This window comes from Pelorhabdus sp. sgz311001 (assembly GCF_055901755.1).
Map to the genome: position 1 here is coordinate 600628 of NZ_JBVXUT010000002.1, position 21747 is coordinate 622374.

Here is a 21747-nt window from a genome sequence, read left to right on the forward strand (position 1 = left end):
CTTAGAGTATAGAACTCATTACGGTACTATATAAAGGAGGATTTCCCCATGCTTATTTTGTCTTATCTGGCTTTAGGCCTCTTTATTGGCGCATTCGGCACTTTAGTTGGCGTTGGCGGCGGCTTTCTGCTTGTCCCGCTGTTTATCATGGTTTTTCACTGGTCACCAGCCCATGCGGTCGGCACCTCTCTGGCCATCGTCTTTTTGAATGCCTTATCAGGTTCTATTGCCTATGTAAAGCAAAAAAAGGTTTACTATGATGCAGCCATCCGCTTTAGTCTTGCCACTTTACCTGGCGCCTTCCTTGGCAGCTATCTTGTTCAGTACTTTACCGGCGCAACTTTCCGCACCGCTTTTGGCGTACTCTTACTTATCATTGCCGTGCTTATGTTTTTCCGGCCATCAGCCAAGGGCCAGCAACCCGCTTTTGATGCGAAAACCTTTACCTACAACCGAGTTTTCGGTGTTTTGCTAAGCCTCGTAGTCGGCTTTCTTTCCAGTATTCTTGGCATTGGCGGCGGCGTTATTCATGTACCGGCCATGGTATATCTCTTGTCTTTCCCGCCCCATATTGCTACAGCCACATCGCACTTTGTCTTATGCATTTCTAGTTTTGTCGGCGTTATTTCCCACTTCCTGCTTGGCAATATCTTGCTCATGCCAGCTGCTACCATCGGCATCGGCGCCGTCATCGGCGCTCAGGCTGGCGCCAAACTCTCGACCAAAACAAAATCGCGGGTCATCATGATTTTATTGGCAGTGGCGCTCTTCAGTCTCGGTCTCAGGCTGATTTTTACAGCCCACGCGTTTGCTTAAGAAGTTTCCCTATTTCAAACCATCAAACACAGACTGATTCTGTTCTTGCTAGCACAAGGGGCTGCCGCATACTGCGTCAGCCCCTTTAACCTACTTATTGAACTGGATTTTTGAGCAAAGTCAATACTTCAGTTACAGCCGTTCCCACCATGCTCGATAAAGCCTCTACGGTAGATAAAGCGCCGTCCGTATCGGAGCGGGAAATGCTTTTATCAATCATAAACGCGCCAGAGGACGCCGAATACACTTTTAAATCCACAGCCGCATCAAGCGGATGCACCGCAAAAAGCACGACATAATTCACATGGCGTTGCGCACTATAGGCGGCAAGCGAATCAGGTGTAGCTTCTGTTACACTATGAATATTATAATCGGTCAAATCACGCAATACCTCGCTGCCTGACTGTACTTCACTGCCAAGCATTAGCAAATTGACTTTCAAGCGAATGACTTCATTCAGCGCCTTGTTCATCAAATCGGTTCCTGGCACATAATGACCTGATGTATCGATATACAAAGCAACAGCAGCCAAAGAATTATCACTCGCTGCCGCAAAAGCCCTAGATCCTAAAGTAGGCTGCAAAACAAGCAGTCCCAAACACAAAACAATCATAATTTTTAATCGCAAAAAGCTCACTCCTCTTTAAGAAAACTTAAAAAATCTTACCTTAGTATTATAACGCGTCCTTCTCGGAGCGGCAATTACAGTAAAAAAGAAAGTATCTAGCGCAGGAATTCTCCCGTCCCAAGCGAAAACATTGGTAACATTGTCTTGCGAAAGGGGTTTTGGTTATGTCTCTGTCTTACTCAAAAAAAACGATCCAATGGCACCTTCTGTTATTTCTTCTATTCTTTGGGCTGCTGACGGTTCTGTATCCGACGATCTCGCAAGCAGCTGAACTGGAAACAGATCTTGTCAAAATCCCGTTGAAATTGCCTGATGCCAATTACGATCTAGATGGGAAAATCTACAAACCAGAAGGAGATGGGCCTTTCCCCCTTATTGTTTTAACCCATGGCACGCCGCGTACCGCCACCGATCGATTACTTACTAATGTCAATACTTACTTTAGACATCAAGCAGCGTATTTTGTCAAACAAGGCTACGTCGTTTTATTTGTTGTAAGGCGCGGGTTTGGCGAATCAAGTGCGCCTTATGCCGAAGCAACGACTTTAACAGCAGGTAGGCGAAACTATACCCATGCAGGCCTCGAAGCGGCAAAAGACCTCTCGGCGGCCATTAGCTTCGGCAAAACGCTTCCTTATGTCAATCCCAGCAAGATTATTCTAGTAGGTCAATCGACTGGCGGACATTCTGTGATTGCTACTGGCTCGCTACAAATCCCCGGCGTGATTGGTATCGTTAATTTCGCTGGCGGTCGCGGCTCTTACGCTCCTGACCAAGTCTATAATAAAGATGATTTGATCGCCTCGATGGGGTTCTTCGGCAAAACCTCGCGAATCCCCACACTCTGGCTTTACGCTACGAATGACCATTACTTTAATCCTGATTTAGCGCAAGCCATGGTAAAAGCCTATCAAAGCGCCGGCGGCAACGCTGCTTTTGTCACCCTACCGGATTTTAGCGACGATGGTCATCGGTCTTTCGTGGGAAACCAAAAGGCCTGGTCCCCGGCCGTAACGGCTTTTCTCGCAACACTTTTACAACAAAAATAGAAGTAGCTACATTATAAGACAAAAGCTTCGGCGATGTAACGCCGAAGCTTTTGTCTTATTTTTCGTCTTCCTTTTCCTTCATACGGCATCCCTGACAACCTTTAGAGCAAGCGCAAGCGTCACTGCCCTTGACCTGCCGATAAGCAAGACGGCCAAGATAGAAGACCGCGCCCAAACCAATCAATCCTAAAAGAATATTTTCCATATTCCCTCCTCCTAACGCACTCCGAATAGCAGCCCGCCATGATATACGAGAAAAGCCATCACCCAGGCGACAGCCGTCGTATAGATCGAGGCAAACAGGGCCCATTTCGTCGAGTTTGTTTCGCGCCGGATGGCGGCGATTGTCGCCACACAGGGCGAATAAATTAAAATAAAGACCATCATAGTATAAGCGACTAGAGGATTCATCGCCGGATCAGCCGCTAAGGCTTTAGCCAGCTCACTACCTGTTTTCCCGCTATCACCTACGCTGTAAATTGTTGCCATAGTACTTACAATCACTTCTTTTGCTGAAAAACCAGCAAATAAGCTAACAGCTTGTTTCCAAGTAAACCCAAGCGGCGCCACAAACGGCTCTAAGGTCTTACCGATTTGCCCAGCGTAGCTTTGCGCCAGTTTTTCGCTGGCCTGCGCCTGCTTTAACTCTGCCATCTGGTCGTCCAGCTCTTGGGACAGTTCCTCAAGTTCGTCTGAATTATAAGAATGGCTGTTAACCTGCTTCTCATAAGTTTGCGCAAGCTGAGCTTGCAGGACATCATAGTCGGCACTATAAGAAACTTCCGTCGGATAATTCGTTAAGAACCAGATCAGAATGGATACTGCCAAAATAATCGTGCCAGCTTTGCGGACATAAAGAATCGTTCTTTCCCACATATGCAGCAAAATGCTTTTCAGCGAAGGGCAGCGATAAGGTGGCATTTCCATTACAAAAGGTTCGGTATCACCCTTTAATAAAAAAGTTCGCAGTAAGCGGGCCATAAACACAGCTAGGAAAATGCCTAAAATATAAATTGAAAACAGAACGGTTCCCGCCATATTCTCGGGAAAAAAGGCGGCGCAAAGCAGCGTATATACAGGCAACCTGGCACTGCAGCTCATAAAGGGCGTAACCAAGATCGTCACAAGACGGTCGCGGGGGTTTTCCAAGGTCCGCGTTCCCATAATTGCCGGAACACTGCAGCCAAATCCCAGTAATAATGGAATAAAGGATTTGCCATGAAGCCCCACTTTATGCATGATCCGGTCCATAATAAAAGCGGCTCGCGCCATATAACCGGAGTCTTCCAACACAGCAATCGCCGCAAAGAGGAGCAGAATAATCGGGACAAAAGACAAGACGCTGCCAACGCCGCCAATCACACCATCAATCAGCAGATCTTTCAGCCCGCTCTCTGGTAACATCTCACCAGCATATTGGGCCAACAACGAAAGACCTGCTTGAATCGCCTTCTGCGGACCCGATCCAATCGTAAAAACGAGATTAAAAACCAACCACATCATAGCTAAAAAAAGCGGTATCCCTAGCAGCCGATTCGTTAGCACCGAGTCAATCCGATCTGATAAAGTCTTTGCTGACGGCGCCTCGCATAAAACAATGCGGCGATACAATTCGCCAACATACTGATAACGTTTATCAGCTACAATGCTGGCCACATCATCATCAAATTGAGCAGCAAGATCTTTGCTTAAGACCGCAGCTCGCGCTAACAGTCGTTCACTGCCAGGTAAGTCTTTTATCTGACGAATCACATCGCGATCCTCTTCCAGCAACTTTAGCAAAAGCCAACGTTGCGGGTACTTCAGGGCTACCACGTTTTCCGGCATTAAGGAACTTAGCGCTTGAATCGCTGCCTCGATTTCCCGGCCATAATCTAGTAAAAAGCCGCTTTGCGGCTCCTTTGCAGCCGCTACAGCCCGTTGCAGCAGATCTTCCAACCCACGTTTTTTATTTCCCACAGTAGTCACAACAGGCACGGAAAGGATTTCGCCTAGCTTCTCCAGACTAAACTGGAGTCCTCTAGCTGCCGCCACATCAACCATATTTACCGCTAACACCAGTGGTCGATTGAGTTCCAATAACTGCACAGCTAAATAGAGATTCCGCTCCAAATTGGAACCGTCTAAAACATCAATAACAACATGAGGCTGTTCTAACACAATAAAATCTCTCGTAACAACTTCTTCAATAGAATAAGCAGTCAAACTATAGGTCCCTGGCAAATCAACAATTGTCAGTTCTGTGTCCTGAAACAGCTTGCGTCCGGCCTTTTTTTCCACCGTAACGCCTGAATAATTACCGACATGCTGATTCGAGCCTGTCAAATGGTTAAAAATCGTTGTTTTGCCGCAATTCGGATTCCCGGCAAGAGCAATCGTAAGGGATGACCTAGACATTCTATTCTCCTTAACTAAGCCTTGCTGTTAGGCAAGACAACATACTTCATCTGTTACAATTTCTACTTCAATATATTCAGCTTCCTGCTTACGCAGCGACAAATTAAAAGCTTTCACTTTAATTTCCATAGGATCGCCAAGGGGAGCAAATTTCTGCACTTCAATCAAGGCGCCCGGCACAATCCCAATATCAAAAATCCGCCGTTTAATCGGCCCCTTACCAACAATGCGCACTACGCGGGCTTTTTGTCCAGCTGTAAGTTCGCTAAGCGCTTGCGCCATGCCATCGCCTCCACTCACCATACCATAAAGGTATTGATTATCATTTTCATTGTAACGAAATTAGCGCTGCCTTGTCAATACCATCAGAACGTCCAAGGGTTCGCCGCAGTGTAATCTTTCTAACTATTTTTAAAGTGCAGCCATTTTTCACCTTGACAAAAAAAATGTTACCTTGTATACTTAATTTAAGTTTTACAAGATTACACTATTTAAAACAACTTCATTATGCTCCATAAAAGTAATGACGGAGACACCCCTTTATGATTCTTTTGTTTCAGAGAGCCGATGGTTGGTGCGAATCGGTAACAAGCTCTTAAAGGACATCACTCCTGAACTGCAACGCTGAATAATAGTAAGCCGCGCCGGAATCAACTCTATTATAGAGTGCAACCGTTACCTTGCTAGGGTTGTTAGACCTAATGAGAGGCAGTTCTTTTTTTATGATAAAAAGAACTGTGAAAAAGGGTGGTACCGCGAGATAGCCTCTTGCCCCTTGAATGACGATTCAAGGAGTCAAGCGGTTTTTTTATTTTCAGCGTTCGGTTCGATGTCGACGCGAAACGCCGCTGTTACTCAACAAATTTATCTATCAGGAGGATCGTGTTATGAATCTCTTAGAAAAAATAGCTACGTTTATCTGTAAAAAGTTCACCTTATGGGTCATTCTGTTTTCCTGCATCGCCTTTTGGCAGCCAACGCCATTCAAACCGATTGTTCCGGCCATTTCTTATCTGCTTGGCTTTATTATGCTCGGCATGGGCCTTACCATGTCGCTCGATGATTTCAAGCTTGTTTTAAAACATCCCCGCGAAGTCTTCTATGGCGTATCCTTCCGGTATCTGCTCATGCCCCTCATTGGCTATGGCGTTGCCAAAGTACTGGGATTGCCACCGGCCCTAGCTGCTGGCGTTGTGCTCATCGGCGCTTGCCCCAGCGGTACCGCTTCCAATGTTATGTCCTTTATCGCCAAAGGTGATACGGCGCTTTCCGTTACCGTATCCAGCGTAAATACCATTTTAGCGCCGCTGCTTACTCCCTATATTTTCTTAGTCTTAGCCGGATCGTTTATCCCCATCGATGTAACTGCACTCTTTATTGAAATCGTAAAAATTGTCCTACTACCTGTAGCGACAGGCGTAGCCTGCCGGATGGTCTTTAAAGAAAAATTAGATCAAATCGTTCACATTGTGCCTGCCTTTTCTGTCATCTGCATTATTACGATTCTGTCCTGCGTCGTTGCCGTAAACGCTGCTAAACTAGCTACAGTCGGCCTGATTATTGTGGCCGCCGTTTTTCTCCACAACAGTCTTGGTCTCCTGCTTGGCTATGGTTCCGCTCATGCTGTTAAAATGGGTGAAAAGAAAGCGCGGGCCATTACCTTTGAAATTGGCATGGAGAATTCTGGACTTGCTGTAGCCCTCGCCATGGCCCATCTTGATCCCATGGCCGCCCTCCCCGCCGCCGTATGCAGTATCTGGCAGAATATCAGTGGCAGTATTCTGGCCAGCTATTGGGGCTCCAAAACAGAAAAATCGGCGATGGTCTCTGACCTTGTGGATTCCAAAGCCTAACTTTCCCTAAGAACTCGCCCCACCAAAAAACAGCTTCTTGCAATCAATAAAAAAAGACTGCCTCCCAGCTCATATGCGAGCTTATGGGAGGCAGTCTTCTTTATATCATGCAGTAAAACTTACCGAATCACATCTGTCTTCATGTAAGGCCGCAAGACTTCCGGTACAATAACCGAACCATCTTCCTGCTGATAATTTTCTAAAATCGCCGCAACCGTACGGCCAATCGCTACGCCGGATCCATTCAAAGTATGAACGAATTCTGGTTTTGCTTTAGGCTGGCGTCTAAATTTGATATCAGCCCGTCTAGCTTGGAAATCTTCAAAGTTTGAACAAGAGGAAATTTCACGATATTTATTAAAGCTTGGCAGCCAGACTTCCAAATCGTAGGTCTTAGCTGACGAGAAGCCCACATCGCCAGTACACAATAGAATTACACGGTAAGGCAAACCTAAAAGCTGCAGCACTTTTTCCGCATCGAGCGTCAGTTTTTCTAATTCATCATAAGAATCTTCGGGGCGACAGAATTTTACCATTTCTACTTTATTAAACTGATGCTGACGAATGAGGCCTCGCGTATCACGGCCAGCGGCGCCAGCTTCCGCCCGGAAACAAGCGCTATAAGCGGTATACTTGAGTGGTAAGTCAGCGTCATCAAGAATCTCGCTGCGATGATAGTTGGTAATTGGCACTTCCGCTGTAGGAATTAAATAATAATCAAGACCTTCCAGCTTAAACATATCTTCAGCAAACTTGGGCAATTGGCCCGTACCCATCATACTATCTTTATTGACAATAAAGGGCGGGAAAAATTCGGTATAGCCATGGTCGCCAGTATGCAGATCAAGCATGAAATTAATCAACGCCCGTTCTAAACGAGAACCAAGACCTTTACAGAAGGTAAAGCGAGCTCCAGTAACCTTGCCGCCACGTTCAAAATCGAGAATTCCGAGTTTTTCGCCGACTTCCCAATGGGGCTTTGGCTCAAAAGAAAATTCGCGGGGCGCGCCCCATTTGCGGATTTCCGGATTATCATTCTCATCTTTCCCCACTGGAACCGATGCATGCGGCACATTGGGAATGCTTTTAATAATGTCGTCAAGTTTTGCTTCCACTTCTTTGACTTGGCTGTCAAGCGAACTAATGGCTTCACCAACACCGCGCATCTCGACGATGAGCGACTCAGCGTCTTCGCCGCTTTTCTTACGGCGACTGACTTCTGCTGATACGCTGTTACGTTTACTTTTCAAAGCTTCTACTTCAGCCAGCAGCGCACGGCGCTGCTTTTCGAGCGCTAAAAAATCTTCTAGACTCATTGCTGCGCCGCGATTTTTTAAAGCTTGTTCCACTACCTCAGGATTTTCCCGTACAAATTTAATATCTAACACGAAGAATACCTCCTTCATAAAATAAAAAACATACAAAAAACTCTCGCCCAAAAAACAGGGACGAGAGTTTTCCCGCGTTGCCACCCTTATTGACTCTATGAGTCCACTTTCATCAACGGATAACGGCCGCAAGCCGTGCAGTTTCCCACAAGCTCCAGGGGGGATAGATATGGACTGCTGCTGGCTCGCACCTACCGCCAGTTCTCTGAAAACTGCCTCATAATCGTAGTCCTGTCATCGCCAAATTCATCTATATTATAAGAGAAATTTTCTAGTATGTTCCTATTTTACTATATCTTACGCCTTGGCGCAAAGTTTTTTACCTATTTCCGTTCTTGCTTTTGTCCATCCAGGTAAGAAACCGCACTCAAGGCCGCGACTAACCCTTCCCCCACAGCTTTAGCAATTTGCCAAGGTTTACCCGTGCAATCACCGGCGGCAAAAACGCCAGGCACATTTGTAGCCATTTGCCTGTCCACAAGAACAACTTTATCGTCTAATTCTAATTCCGGTAACAGTGATTCCACCGGATCCGATTCACGCATAATAAATAAGCCGTCAATCGGCAAAGCAGCCTGATCGGTCATGAGCTCAGAGACTTGTTCTTCGCCGCAGACCTTTTGCGGCTTCGCGGCAAAAACCGCAATGGCCTTATCGAGTCTCTCGTAATTCCCTTTGTATTGCGGCAAATAAGTAACGCTTTGGCAAATTTCAGCTAAGAAGTTGCTCTCCTCTTCCGCTTCGGCGGTGTAAGATACTACCGCTACATTTTTCCCGCGATAAAACATGCCGTCGCAAGTGACGCAATAGCTTACGCCGCGCCCTAACAGCTCTTTCTCTCCATCAAAGAGGTTTGCCATCATCAGGCCTGTTGCTAAAATTACACTTTTAGCCTGATAAGTTTCTTTCCCTGTGACTAACATAAAATTAGGATTTGTTGCAAAAATATTAACAACCTTCTCTTTGACGAGAACAGGCTCGCGACTTAGGGCATGCTGCGAAAAAACATCCATCATCGCCGCCCCTGTAACATTAGGAAGACCTAGGTAGTTATCAATCTGATGGGCCTTCTGCAACTTGGGGCTAAAGGCCAAATGCTCAAATAGTAACACACTCTTATTACGATTTTTTGCTGTTAAAACAGCTGATAATCCGGCAGGACCGCCGCCAATCACGGCAATATCAAAGACATCGGCCATAATACGACCTCCTTTTCTTAAGGGTTTCCTCTTTTTTAAGAATTAACCGCTTAAGCAAAAAAGTCCTGCAAGATAATTTTTAAAGAAGTGGACTTATAATCCCTTTTGTTCAATCCCGCTAAACAAAAAGCCTAAGTGAGCTGTCGAATTCATCAATACCAACCGCCACTTGCCTTCGCTATATTCTACCACATTAATACAGGTATTATCCTGTTTCACCTGCCAAAAATGATCGAGGCCAATATCGAGCATATCGCACAAAACGGCTTTGTTTACAGCATCATGGGCCACAACTAAAATCGTCTTGCCGTCATGCTTTGCTGCATAATCACGGAAGGCGGCCATGGCTCGGTCACGAACCGTGGTAATGCTCTCGCCTTCTGGCATCGTTACACCGACGACTTTGGTGCGCCACTCTTGCAGCATTTCAGGGTACTCAGCACCGATTTCTACGGCCAGCTTTCCTTCCCATAGACCGTGATTAATCTCTAGCAACCGTTCGTCTTCATAAACAGGCCCGTCATGATAGGCCATACAGAAACCCGCCGTATCTTTGGCCCGTGATAAAGTGCTGACATAGCACAAATCAATGGGAATCTCTTTCAGCGCTTCAGCCACAGCCTTGCCTTGCGCCAAGCCGCGCTCACTGAGTGGCGTATCAATCTGCCCTTGATAGCGCCCTTCCTTATTCCAAGTCGTTTCGCCGTGACGCACTAAAATAATCCGTACCAAAATAATTCCTCCCTTAATCGTGGTGACAGTTAATGATCCATTACTAACAAGCCATCAGCAAGCAGCGACAGTTGCGCAGCCTTTACTCCTTCGCCAAGGCTGCAAGGTACTTTGAGCGCTGTCAGCGTCATCTCTAGTGCGGCGATTACAAGCAATACGTCCGTCGGCGCCACATAGCCTAAATGACCGATACGAAAAATTTTATTTTCCAACTGTTTTTGACCGCCAGCTAAGGTAATTCCGAAAAATTCGCGCATATGGCTTTGAATCGCCTTGCCGCCAATTCCCTCTGGCGCTTTTACTGCCGTAACTACATTAGATGCTCCGGCTCCTTGCGCAAACAGCTCTAATCCTAAGGCTGTGACGCCAGCGCGAACGGCCCGTGCGAGAATTTCATGACGCCGAAAAATAGCGTAAAGGCCTTCTTCCGCAATCATGGTAAGAGATTCTTGCAAGCCAAAGAGCAGGCTTACAGGCGGTGTATAAGGATTCTGCCATTTCGCTAAAGATTTTTTAAGCAAAGCCACATCCCAATAGTATTTTGGCAAAGTGCTCGTTTCATAAGCGGCCATAGCCTTACTACTTAGCGCCATAAAACCAAGCCCAGGCGGCAACATAAGCGCCTTCTGGGCGCCTGTAAATACAACATCAAGTCCCCATTCATCCATTTTTAGCTCAATAGCGCCCAGGGAGCTTACAGCATCAACAATCACCAGCGCTGGATGAAAAGCCGCCGCTGCCGCTGCCGCTAATTGCTGCAAAGGATTCGTTATCCCTGTAGATGTTTCATTATGGGTAATAAACACGGCTTTAATTTCGCGGTTCACATCTTGCTCTAACCGTTCTTTCAAGACCTGCGGCTCAGCGGCGCAGCCCCATTCTACGGCAAGCTTTTCCACCTTTAAGCCAAAGCGCGTAGCAATATCGGCAATGCGGTCGCCAAAAACGCCGATCGATACAACAAGCACCATATCGCCAGGCGATAAGACGTTGACGATCGCTGCTTCCATCATGCCAGTACCAGCCGCTGGATAAATCAATACAGGCTCTTGCGTTTGAAAGATCCCCTGCATCTCAGTACTGACTTTCCGAAACATCCCTTCATAAGCTGGGCCCCGATGATTAATTACAGGCCTATCCATAGCTTGCAGCACTCGTTCAGGCACATTCGTCGGGCCAGGCATAAATAAAGTGGGTTTTTTTAACATTTTGATCGTCTCCTTATCGCTAAATTCACCAAAAAGCTGCTCATAAAAAAATAAAAAGCCCTCATCCCTGATAGGGACGAGAGCTTTTCCCGCGTTGCCACCCTTGTTGCTATTACGCCAACTCACTTCGCGATAACGGGCGACTCCGTCTTGCTTTATCACTAGAAGCTCCCAGGCGGAACATCGGCACTATCCAACCGGCTTGCACCAACCGCCGGCTCTCTGTATGTCTACTGTCCAATGGGTCCTGCTCATTGCTAAGTCTTTATACTTTTATTATAACAATTCCGATTATAATGGATCTCTGTTATAGAGTCAAGTGTCTTTTCTATAAACGCAGCCTTTGCAATAAAGCGCTATTTTGCCAGACAAGCCCCTTTTGTTCCAGCGTGAACGGCCACGATTCCGCCTGTTAGTTCGTAACAACAGGCGTCAGCAAGCCCTGCAGCGATGAAGCTTTCCTTTACAATCTGCTGATGCGGATACAGTTTCAGCGACTCCGGTAACCAGCGATAAGGCCCTTCTTGACCGATGCCCAGTTTCCCCAGGAAAGGCAAAACCTGTTCAAAATAGAAATAGTAAAGCTGCTTAAAACCGGGCATACTTGGCTTAGCGAGCTCTAACGAAACGACTCTCCCGCCAGGCTTCACTACTCGAACCATTTCGGCAATCACCTGCTTATAATCAGGCATATTGCGTAAGCCAAAACCAATCGTAACTGCTTTAAAGGTATTGTCAGGAAACGGAAGTTCCATGGCGTTGCCCTGTAGCAACTTAATCATCGGGGCATAATCGGTTGCAGCAATATTTTCTGCTGCTTTGTCCAACATGTTCTGACAAAAATCAAAGCCAACAATCTGACCTGTCCCCATAGTCTTTGCCTGTTCTAGCGCCAACATTCCCGTACCGCAGGCCACATCCAAAGTCAAATCGCCTGGACAAAGATTAGCCTTTTCTACAGCAAAACGGCGCCAATACTTATCCTGATTAAAACTTAACGCCGAATTTAACAAATCATACTTTGATGCAATCGTTGTAAAAACTTCATGCACATATTCTTGTTTACTGACACCGTCAAACTGCTCCAAGGCAACTCGCTCCTTTTATTTAGACTGCATCGACAGCTTTCTTTATAATAAATAAAACTCTTTATTCTTATTTATTATACTCTCTTTGGAAAAGCTTTTTCAATCTTTCCTGGTGCAGACGACAGGGAAAATTTATCCGGTGGAGAATTTTATAGATGAACTTTCGTATAAAAGGAGTGTCGTAACATGTGCGATAAAGGTTATCAGCAAGAAACAGGCAAAGTACTTAAGCAATTAGAGAAAGGCGCTTTTCTAACGACAAGCGACGGCTCAAAGGTTAATACTATGACAATTGCCTGGGGTAATATTGGCTTTCTGTGGGGAAAACCGGTGTTTACCATTCTTGTCCGCCAGTCCCGCTATAGTAAAGAGCTACTCGATCAGCACGGCGAATTTACTGTAAGCTTTCCCTATGGCGATCTCAAAGAAGCGCTGGCGCTGTGCGGCAGTAAATCAGGCCGCGATCTTGATAAGATTGCTGCTGCTAAACTCACAGCTGTGCCAGGAAAAAAAGTTGCCGTCCCAGTAATTGGTGAATGTGACCGTTTTTATGAATGCAAAGTCTTATATAAACAAACCATGGACAGCGCCGCACTGGATGGCGCTGAGCAGGACCGCTGGTACAAAAATGGTGATTATCATACCATGTATTACGGTGAAATTGTAGCAAGCTACGATAAATAAGTCCGATTATGAATCGGCTAAAAAAACAGGCTGGCAAGCCGCAGCAAAAGCTGCGCTTGCCAGCCTGTTTTTATTAACTTCCCGAACGGGCTTTGAGCCAAGGTTCGCTCCAATGCCGTAAAAAAGTCTTAGCCGCTGCTTTTTCTAAATCAAAGCTTGCTGATTTAACAGCAGCTGTCAGTTGACCTGTTAGCTTTAGGAGTTGTTCATTTTCTTCTTTTCGTTCTTTTTCGAAGTCCGCCGCTTCGGCATGCTTTAAGTACAGCTGTAGCCGGAATTCTGTATAAAACCGTCGCACCTGCGCCGCATATTGACTCAGCTTTTGCCCTAAAAATACAGCCGTCGAATCAGGAATAATCTCATCTTCGACTGCACGGAAAAGCGATAAAAAGCGGCTGTCAATCATTTCTATCTCTTGGCGCCACCGCTCGCCCCACTGCTCAGCTAAAGCCACAGGCAACTCTTGTTCTTCGCACTGCGCCGTCAACAATGCCTGGTCTTGAGGCATCGTAACTGTATAGTATTCATGAAGCCGTATCTGGGCCTCAAACAGCGCTTCCATTAAAGAAAAATGAGTAATGCGCCAGCGTATTGTCTTAAGACCTTTTTCTAGGCGATCGCAAATAAAATCAAGCAAAAATATCAGGCTGGGACGATCCTGTTTCTCTAACGCCGCCAATCGCTCTAGCACGCCCTTTGACGCTAAAACACTTTGCAGCGACTCGCCAAGCTGCGCTACATCTTGTTGCAACAAAGCGACATCACTAAGCAAATCTTGCAATGTCACACTGCACAATTCATTCAGGCAAGCCTGACGCGCTAACGCCTGTTCTTTGCCAGAAGGGGGATACACGGAAAAGTCAAAAGTCTGCGTTTTCTGAAATAACTTATGTAAGACCTGCAGCAAAGGGCCATGCTCTGCTGCATAGGCGTCAATACCATCATGGAGCTTATCCAACCAAGTTTGCGCTAATTGATAAAATTGTAGAACTGACGTTTTTTCCGGCAACTCTACAAGATCTTGCCGACACAATCGAATCAAGTCGGGTAAAGCGTAGTCCTTTTCTAAGGGAGAACTCTCCTCTAAGAGTTTAGAATATTGTTTCATCAACTCGCGGCGCCGAACAAATTTATTAAAAATCTCTTGCTGGGCTTCGTTGTCAAAAAAAGGAAATAGACGTTGTTCCAGAAAAAAGCGTAGCAGACGTCGTTCACTCTCGAAACCATCGGGATAAAGTCGGTTATGACGGTCCACCTGGAACTCATCAGTCTCAAAATTGCGATTACAAGGATACAAGGCGCAATTAGGGTAGTCCCCCGTGTTATAACTAAAATCGACCGAGGAAATAAATCCTTCTTCCGTTTGAAACCGTGTCTCTTCCTGCCATTTTTTGCGGCACAGCACCTGAAAATTAGCCGTAAAGAAAGGAAAGGAGCGATCTTCCCAGGCTAGTTTAAAATCGCGGTAAGAAGGAACAGACCAGTCGCCAAGCTCATGCAGCGTAATCTGACTGACAACTTCATTTCTTTTGCCTGAAAACAGTTCAACATAATCAAGATTCGGCCATAACAGTCCTGTATGCCTGTCAAAGACCCAAAATGGATTATTTTTAAAAAAGTACCAACGCTTTTGCTTCATAACCGCGAAAAGCTCTTCTTTTTTCCCTTTTGAACGTTCCTTTAATACAGTCCTTAGTTCATCAAGCTGACTGTCAATAATTGCTACAGTCAGCCCCGCTTGCTGTCGTTCTAGCTCTTTCTTCTCGCGTTGCACAAGCAGCGTCCGTTCCTGTTCATATAAAGTACGCAAATTCTCCACTACATCCTGCTGTGACGCCCCATCGAGAAACTCGTTAAGCTGATAAAGCGCTTGTTCTAAGACACTTTTTCTGCCGATTAAATCGCCTGAAACCACAGGTTTCCCCTCCTTCCAGCCCGCTAGCCGCTATTTTGAAGCAGTTTCTTGTTCTTTTTTTTCTTCTTTGGCTTTATGCCAGCCTTCTCGCGCCATCTTAAGAATCCGCGGCTCCATTTTCGCCTGTCGGTCAGAAACAATCTTGCCGAAATAAGACAAAGCTTCATCCAAATGACCGGTACGCCGATAAAGCTCCCCAATTAAATATTCCACGGTAATACCGCTCATATTGCCAATGGGCGGTCGCTCTTTCAGTAAAGCTTGTTCATAAGAAAGTCGCGCCTGTTCTAATGCTGCCAGTTCATTCTCTTTTTCCTCTAACTCGCGGTACAGCCAAGCTAAACGCAAGTATAAAGCAGCCATCCGACTGGCGGAAAACATAGCTATTTTACCGAAAAACAAAGCCAATTTAAATGTCTCTATGGCACTTTCACAGGTTCTTTCCCCACTATAGTCCACATGTACTTCCCGCGTCTTCAAAAAAGCCGCAACTTTATCTTTGGAAGCCTGAGTCAGTTCAGAAAAGTGACTGTCATATGCAGCATAACCGCAATGAGGGCAAACCCAGATGCTGTAATAGTTAGGGTTTACTTCTTTATAGTACGTACAAAAATCACCATCTTGATGTGTCATCGTTAAACGAGAACGTGTCTTCGTTACCTGAAAGGACTTTTCGCAGATTGCACATTCCTTATCCGTCTCATAAATTGGAGCTACCATAATTCATCATCCCTACCTCTTTGAGCAAAGTGCCTCTTATTGTGACATGTATTCGACAGCGTTGAGAAAATTCCTGTCACAAAACGACTCTTGCTGTAGGCAGTAGAGCTGATAAAAGAGGCCACGCTTTGCTAAAAGTTCCGTTTGTGTTCCCTGCTCCGCAATATGATGTTGCTCAAGCAGATAAATCTGATCCATTTGCGATAGCTTAGTGAGATTATGCGTAATGGTCAGCACGGTTTTGTCGCGAAAGAGAACCGCCATTTCCTGTAAAATAGCATTTTCGGATAAAGCGTCAAGGTTACTTGTCGCCTCATCACAAATCACGAAAGCAGCATTTTTAAGTAGCGCCCGGGCAATGGCGACGCGTTGCCGTTCCCCGCCAGACAAGAGACACCGCTTTGCCTCACTGTCTCCTAGGGCAGCGTCTTGCTTGTCTTGCCAAAGCTCTGTCAGCTTGGCTGCTGCAATCGCTTCAGCGAGTTCTTTCTCTGTCGCCGCTGGCCTCGCCAGCAAAATATTATCTCGCAGACTCGTATTAAAAATATGGGTCTTTTGACTAATAACAGCGATCTTCTGCCGCCAATGCTCTGGCGCTATTGAACTTACGTCCTGTTCGCCATAAAGAATCCTGCCATTTTGCCACGGAAAAAATCCTAACAAGAGATTGGCGAGTGTCGTTTTGCCAGAACCACTGGCGCCAATCAGCGCCACCTTCTGCCCTGGCTTAATGGCTAGAGTAATATTTTCTAGTAAAGGCTTTGTCTGCCCCTCATAGAAAAAAGTAAGATTTTCTATTTTGATCGTGTCAAGTTTAGCCAAGCTTGAAGCTTTCGCTTCGTTCACTTGCCCTGGCAGCTCGCGCCTCGGCTCGCCCTGAACACCAGCACCGTCTATCGGCATTAGAGTGATCAAACGTTTGGCCGCAGCCTTACTTTCGAGAAAATGGAAGGGAAAGTGGGGTAAAACCGCTACTGCTTCAAAAGAACTTTGCAGTGTTAAAGCGATTACAGCAAGACTTACGCCAGACAAAGCTCCTGAAGTAACAAGCGGCGCAGCTACCATGACTCCCAAGAGCATTGTCAACTGGGTAACAAGATGTAGTAAGGCATCACCACTGCCTTTCGCCACAGCCGTTTTGACATGACTTTTGCTATAGGCATCACTCCATGCTCTCAACTGTCCTTCATAACGTTCTTGTTGGTCATACGCGGCAATCTCAGTGATTCCTTGCAGCGAATCAGCGAGCGCCGCTTCTAAGGCAGCTCGTTGCAAAGCTTCCTGCTGACGCTGCGCTTTGCTCAGCCAATACAGTAAAACCGGCACAAGCAGACCAGCTGCACTAAAACCAAAAAGGAGCACAAAAGACAGGGTAATATCATACGTTCCTAGCCACGCAGCCGTACTAACTGCCACAATAAAAGCTACGCAGGGCGGCGCTAACACTTTTAGATAAAAAAACTTTAGCGTCTCCACATCAAAAACAAGACGGCTTAATAGATCGCCACTACGCAACTGTAGCCACTTCGTCTCAGGCAACGCTTCAATGGCCTGATAAGCTAAAACACGCAAGTCCCCTAGCAGTTGAAAGGTCACATCATGAGACACATAGCGCTCGGCATAACGAAACAAGGCTCGGGAGATGCCAAAAAACCGTACACCAACAATGGCAATATTAAGTGTATACAGCTCAGGATGAAGCGCCGCCTGAGAAATCAAATAAGCGGAAGTAGCAATCAATCCAATATTGCTGCCCACAGTCACGGCCCCCAGCAGCACTGTCAAACAAACCAGTTTATAATGGGAGCGCAGCAGTCGCACAAGATAGACGAGTTCGCTCATAAAGACCTCCTATAGGCATGAAACAAATGAGCATAGAGCCCACCTTGCGCCACAAGTTCATCGTGCTTGCCTTGTTCGACAATTTGCCCTGCCTGCAATACCACAATTTGGTCAGCTGTCATGACGCTTGATAGGCGATGGGCAATAAACAAGACAGTACGATCAGCCATTAAATTCTGCAATACCTGCTGCAAATCAGCAGCAGCCTGTATGTCAAGACTGGCGGTAGCTTCGTCAAGAATCAAGCAAGGCGCATCTTTCAAAAACGCCCGAGCTATAGCCAGTCTTTGCGCCTGCCCGCCTGATAGAACGCGACCGCCTTCACCAATGACCGTCGCATAACCGTCAGGCAAGTCAGCAATGAAATCCGCAATTTGAGCCTGACGGCAAGCCGCTTCCACTTCATTACGACTTTTATTTAGACCAAAGCAAATATTTTCTTCAATCGTCCCATAGAAAATATGAGGGTTTTGCGGCACATAGGCAACATGAGCCAACCAATCAGAGCTTTTTAGTTCGGAAAGCGATTTCTCATTTACATATACAGAGCCAGAATCAGGTGCCAAAAAGCCTAAAAAGAGACGACTTAAGGTCGTTTTACCAGAACCGCTGGGCCCCACAAGAGCAACAGTCTGACCCCTGGCAATCGACAGCGAAATATTATGTAAGACCGTTGTAGTACCGTACTTTACTGTAACATGATCCAGTTTTAAAGCAACGGAGCGAGAAAAGGGCAGCGGCTCTCGTCCCGAAAAAGTGTGGGGCGGCGTCAGCGCTAAAAAATCAAAAACCTGATGGGCCGCTGTTGTACCCGCCATGGCAGCGTGAAAATACGCGCCAAGCTGACGTAACGGTAAGTAAAATTCCGGTGTTAACAATAACACAAAAAAGGCTTGTTCAAATTCCATGTGGCCATAGAGAAGCTTTAGACCGACAGAGACAGCGATGAGTGCCGTACTAATTGTCGCCACAAGTTCTAAGACGAAAGCCGACAAAAAAGCAATTCGCAATACTCTCAGTGTTTTATCGCGAAATTCGCTGCTTAGCCGCCTAATGACGGTAAACTGGTCTTTACTGCGACCAAAGAGTTTCAGCGTATCAAGCCCCTGCAGTACATCAAGCAAATGAGCGTTAAGACGGCTCAATACTTCCCATTGCGCTTCATTGAGTTTGCCAGCCTGTTTACCAATGAGAATCATAAATAAAGGAATCAAAGGGGCAGTTAGCGCCATAAGCACAAAGCTAGAAAAGTCCAGCGAAACCGTTAATGCCAACAAACTGACAGGAATCAAGCCCGCTAAACATAGACCTGGCAAAAACCGAGAAAAGTACTCTTCCATACCATCAATTGCTGCAGTAACCTGATGAATCACTTGTCCCGACGGCAGCGGTGCCAAGCCGACAGGGCCAAGGTGAAACATATGAGAAATCACTTTATGCCGCAATGTCTGTTGCACACGACTGGCAAATAAATGGGCTGCCGTTTCCTGTCCGCGCATCACTGCCGCTCTAAGCAGCGCTAGAACGACTAGCCCTGCAATTAACTCTTTGCTAGCGGCCAGCGGCTTTCCCGCTAAAAAACAGTTTTGCATAAGCAGCGTCAGTAAATAGGCTTGCCCCACGGCGCCGCAAGCACTAGCTAAACCAAGGGCAATGAGTCGCCAAAAGGTATTTTTTTCATTTTTTCCTGCCTGCAGCAACGTTCGGTCAATCAAAGAAATCCCTACTTTCTCTCCATCCTAAGCCAGTTTTACTGTTTGTAACGAAACTTCAAAGAAAAGCCGGCTCTAAGAGCCGGCTTAAATTATTGCTTGTTGTCTGTCACGAACTAGGAAGACTTAATATTCCAGATCGTGGGGATCTACCCGTTTGGCAAAACGATAATAGACCCAACTCTGATAAATGAGAATAATCGGCACAAAAACCAGAGCTACATAGGTCATGAGTGTTAAAGTCATCGGCGAAGCTGCCGCATTCGTAATCGTCAAACTCCAGCTTGGATTGAGGCTTGATACCATAATCCGCGGGAAAAGTCCGGCAAAGTAAGCGATCGTCGTAAAGGCAATCGCCAACCCGCTAAACAGAAAGGCCAACCCGCCTTTTTTACTGTAAAAAAAGAAGTAAGATGCTAAGAAGGCTACAATCGCTAAAACAAAAGCGACGAGCGATAGTGTGCTTTGAAACATATCGGTGCTTGTAAAGCTGAGACCGAAGAGGGCCAGACAGGCTAATGCCGTGCCAAGACCGATTTGCAGTGCTGCCGCTCTAGCTCGGTCAGCAAGTTCCTGACCGACCTTTAAATAGAGATAGGCCGCACCATGATAGAGAAAGACCAGCAGAAAAGCAATCCCACCTACAAGCGTATAAGGAGTCAAGAGATCAAAGAAAGTACCTACATACTGCATTTTAGCATCAATTGGCGTTCCGGCAATTAAATTACATACAGCAACGCCCCAGAGAAGTGCCGGAATAAAACTGCCAATGGCGAGAAGCCAGTCCCAAGCATTACGCCAGGCCGGACTGTCTTCTTTGCTGCGAAACTCAAAAGCGACGCCGCGAACAATCAAGCCAAAGAGCATAAGAAACAGCGCCAAGTAAAAGCCACTGAATAAAGTAGCATATACATGGGGAAAAGCTGCGAAAGTTGCACCGCCTGCCGTAATCAACCAAACCTGATTTCCTTCCCATACCGGTCCAATCGAATTAATAATCTGACGCCGTTCACTATCACTACGTCCCAAAAAGGGCGTCAGCATGCCTACGCCCCAATCAAAGCCCTCTAAGAAAAAGAGCCCGATAAAGAGTACTGCTACAAGGACAAACCACACTAGATTCAGTTCCATAATGTCGCCCCCTTGTTCGTCTTAACTGTAACAGCGGGTTTACTGTCAGGCCCAAGTTTAATAAACTTGATAAACAAGCGAAGTGCTACTGCAGCTAAGAGACCATAAATCAATGTAAAGCCAACAAGCGAAATCATAATACTACCTGCCGGAACTGCCGTAGAAACACCTTCAGCCGTTTTCTGCAGTCCTACTACAATCCAAGGCTGCCGTCCAGCTTCCGCTACAAACCAGCCTGTAGCATTCGCAATATAGGTAAGCGGCAACGTCCAAAAGAGAATTTTCAGTGCGGTTGTCGCTTCAGCAATTTTTTGTGTATAGACGAGATAAGCGCCCCAAGCAGCCAAAAGAATCATAAGCGAACCAACGCCGACCATAGCTCTAAAGGCCCAGAAAGTAGGAACAACAGCGGGAATATAGTCGCCAGGACCATATTTTGCCGTATATTCTGCTTGCAAGTCTTTCAAGCCTTTAACTTCACCCTGCGTCGAGTTATAAACAAGGAAGGAAAGCATGCCTGGAACAGACACTTCCATATCATTTTGCTGTTTTTCTTCATTAATCGAAGAAACCAGCGAGAACGGCGCCGATTGCTCGGTATGCCACAAGGCTTCCAAAGCGGCCAGCTTCATGGGCTGCGCCTCAGCCAAATACTGCCCTGATGCATGACCGGCCCCTGCTGTAAGCACCATACCTAACAGCGCTGCCGTAACACCGACTTTCATCGACTTGGTGAAAAATTCGACTTGATTTTTCCGCAGCAAATGCCAGGCACTAATCGCCATAACGAGGCTGCCTGCCGTAGCAATCCCGGCCAAAACGACATGAGGAAATTGATGTACTACATAGGGATTTGTTACTACAGCACCAAAATCGTTCAATTCGGCCCGGCCATTACGAACCACATAGCCAACAGGATGCTGCATAAAGGAGTTAGCTACGAGAATCCAAAAGGCTGATAAATTACTGCCAATCGCTACACACCAAGCTGTAGCGGCATGAGCTTTGGGCGAAAACCGCTCCCAGCCGAAAATCCAAACACCCACAAAGACAGATTCGAGAAAAAAGGCTGTTAAAGCTTCCAAGGCTAGAGGCGCCCCAAAAATATCACCCATAAATCTTGAATACTCTGACCAATTCATACCAAAGTGAAATTCCTGTACAATCCCGGTGACAACACCCATTGCAAAATTAATTAAGAATAATTTCCCCCAAAACTTGGTCATCTTCTTGTACATTTCATTTCCTGTGCGAACATACATGGTTTCCATAATGGCAATTAAAATCGTCATCCCCAGTGTAACGGGCACAAACAACCAATGATAGGTCGACGTAATCGCAAACTGCCATCGTGCTAAAATGAGCTCCATACTTTACCCTCCCAT

The 21747-nt window shown here is 46.2% G+C and carries 19 protein-coding genes and 1 other annotated feature; of the genes, 4 read left to right on the forward strand and 15 right to left on the reverse strand.

Going from position 1 to position 21747, the window contains the following annotated elements:
* Positions 1–48 precede the first annotated feature (48 nt).
* Complete coding sequence (locus AC0MXB_RS08690; RefSeq protein ID WP_474039264.1) at positions 49–816, forward strand: sulfite exporter TauE/SafE family protein; 768 nt, start codon at positions 49–51, stop codon at positions 814–816.
* A gap of 94 nt (positions 817–910) precedes the next feature.
* Here AC0MXB_RS08690 and AC0MXB_RS08695 read toward each other — a convergent pair whose 3' ends face one another.
* Positions 911–1444 (reverse strand): hypothetical protein, encoded by a 534-nt coding sequence (locus AC0MXB_RS08695; RefSeq protein ID WP_474039265.1) that lies wholly within the window; start codon positions 1442–1444, stop codon positions 911–913.
* A 164-nt stretch (positions 1445–1608) separates the two neighbouring features.
* On the opposite strand from AC0MXB_RS08695, the gene AC0MXB_RS08700 reads away from it, so the two are divergent.
* A complete protein-coding gene (locus AC0MXB_RS08700; RefSeq protein ID WP_474039266.1) occupies positions 1609–2493 on the forward strand; it encodes a dienelactone hydrolase family protein in 885 nt (294 codons plus the stop codon).
* Between the two features lie 55 nt (positions 2494–2548).
* Here AC0MXB_RS08700 and AC0MXB_RS08705 read toward each other — a convergent pair whose 3' ends face one another.
* The 3 genes from AC0MXB_RS08705 to AC0MXB_RS08715 are packed head-to-tail and all read right to left on the reverse strand — an operon-like array spanning position 2549 to position 5172.
* A complete protein-coding gene (locus tag AC0MXB_RS08705; protein ID WP_474039267.1) occupies positions 2549–2698 on the reverse strand; it encodes a FeoB-associated Cys-rich membrane protein in 150 nt (49 codons plus the stop codon).
* A gap of 11 nt (positions 2699–2709) precedes the next feature.
* Positions 2710–4890 carry a ferrous iron transport protein B gene (feoB, locus tag AC0MXB_RS08710; RefSeq protein ID WP_474039268.1) on the reverse strand — a complete coding sequence of 727 codons (2181 nt, stop codon included), beginning with the start codon at positions 4888–4890 and terminating at the stop codon, positions 2710–2712.
* Positions 4891–4917: 27 nt separating this feature from the next.
* Positions 4918–5172, reverse strand: coding sequence for a FeoA family protein (locus AC0MXB_RS08715; protein WP_474039269.1), 255 nt, complete (start codon positions 5170–5172; stop codon positions 4918–4920).
* A gap of 232 nt (positions 5173–5404) precedes the next feature.
* Positions 5405–5669, forward strand: a binding site (T-box leader).
* Between the two features lie 108 nt (positions 5670–5777).
* Between AC0MXB_RS08715 and AC0MXB_RS08720 the strand changes: the two genes are divergently transcribed.
* The gene (locus AC0MXB_RS08720; protein ID WP_474039270.1) at positions 5778–6743 is read left to right on the forward strand and encodes a bile acid:sodium symporter family protein; all 966 of its coding nucleotides are present in this window, start codon (positions 5778–5780) and stop codon (positions 6741–6743) included.
* A gap of 119 nt (positions 6744–6862) precedes the next feature.
* Here the strand turns inward: AC0MXB_RS08720 and serS are convergent, their stop codons facing one another.
* From serS to AC0MXB_RS08745, 5 genes are all read right to left on the reverse strand, one after another.
* Positions 6863–8131, reverse strand: a complete 1269-nt coding sequence (serS, locus tag AC0MXB_RS08725; RefSeq protein ID WP_474039271.1) for a serine--tRNA ligase — start codon at positions 8129–8131, stop codon at positions 6863–6865.
* 323 nt (positions 8132–8454) lie between these two features.
* The gene (locus AC0MXB_RS08730) at positions 8455–9330 is read right to left on the reverse strand and encodes an NAD(P)/FAD-dependent oxidoreductase (protein ID WP_474039272.1); all 876 of its coding nucleotides are present in this window, start codon (positions 9328–9330) and stop codon (positions 8455–8457) included.
* 93 nt (positions 9331–9423) lie between these two features.
* Entirely contained in the window at positions 9424–10062 is a 639-nt protein-coding gene (locus AC0MXB_RS08735; RefSeq protein ID WP_474039273.1) for a histidine phosphatase family protein, read from the reverse strand.
* A gap of 29 nt (positions 10063–10091) precedes the next feature.
* Positions 10092–11432 carry a pyridoxal-phosphate-dependent aminotransferase family protein gene (locus AC0MXB_RS08740; RefSeq protein WP_474039274.1) on the reverse strand — a complete coding sequence of 447 codons (1341 nt, stop codon included), beginning with the start codon at positions 11430–11432 and terminating at the stop codon, positions 10092–10094.
* A 194-nt stretch (positions 11433–11626) separates the two neighbouring features.
* Positions 11627–12358, reverse strand: a complete 732-nt coding sequence (locus AC0MXB_RS08745; protein WP_474039275.1) for a demethylmenaquinone methyltransferase — start codon at positions 12356–12358, stop codon at positions 11627–11629.
* Positions 12359–12544: 186 nt separating this feature from the next.
* Here AC0MXB_RS08745 and AC0MXB_RS08750 point away from each other — a divergent pair, with 186 nt between their 5' ends.
* Complete coding sequence (locus AC0MXB_RS08750; protein ID WP_474039276.1) at positions 12545–13042, forward strand: flavin reductase family protein; 498 nt, start codon at positions 12545–12547, stop codon at positions 13040–13042.
* A gap of 73 nt (positions 13043–13115) precedes the next feature.
* Here the strand turns inward: AC0MXB_RS08750 and AC0MXB_RS08755 are convergent, their stop codons facing one another.
* From AC0MXB_RS08755 to AC0MXB_RS08780, 6 genes are all read right to left on the reverse strand, one after another.
* Positions 13116–14957 carry a hypothetical protein gene (locus AC0MXB_RS08755; RefSeq protein WP_474039277.1) on the reverse strand — a complete coding sequence of 614 codons (1842 nt, stop codon included), beginning with the start codon at positions 14955–14957 and terminating at the stop codon, positions 13116–13118.
* A 30-nt stretch (positions 14958–14987) separates the two neighbouring features.
* A complete protein-coding gene (locus tag AC0MXB_RS08760) occupies positions 14988–15677 on the reverse strand; it encodes a DUF2225 domain-containing protein (RefSeq protein ID WP_474039278.1) in 690 nt (229 codons plus the stop codon).
* A gap of 36 nt (positions 15678–15713) precedes the next feature.
* The gene (cydC, locus tag AC0MXB_RS08765) at positions 15714–17519 is read right to left on the reverse strand and encodes a thiol reductant ABC exporter subunit CydC (RefSeq protein ID WP_474039279.1); all 1806 of its coding nucleotides are present in this window, start codon (positions 17517–17519) and stop codon (positions 15714–15716) included.
* Positions 17516–19234 (reverse strand): thiol reductant ABC exporter subunit CydD, encoded by a 1719-nt coding sequence (gene cydD, locus AC0MXB_RS08770; RefSeq protein WP_474039280.1) that lies wholly within the window; start codon positions 19232–19234, stop codon positions 17516–17518. Before cydD ends, cydC begins: the two co-directional genes overlap by 4 nt.
* Positions 19235–19357: 123 nt before the next feature.
* Positions 19358–20362 carry a cytochrome d ubiquinol oxidase subunit II gene (gene cydB, locus AC0MXB_RS08775; protein ID WP_474039281.1) on the reverse strand — a complete coding sequence of 335 codons (1005 nt, stop codon included), beginning with the start codon at positions 20360–20362 and terminating at the stop codon, positions 19358–19360.
* Positions 20353–21732 carry a cytochrome ubiquinol oxidase subunit I gene (locus AC0MXB_RS08780; protein ID WP_474039282.1) on the reverse strand — a complete coding sequence of 460 codons (1380 nt, stop codon included), beginning with the start codon at positions 21730–21732 and terminating at the stop codon, positions 20353–20355. Before AC0MXB_RS08780 ends, cydB begins: the two co-directional genes overlap by 10 nt.
* Positions 21733–21747 lie beyond the last annotated feature (15 nt).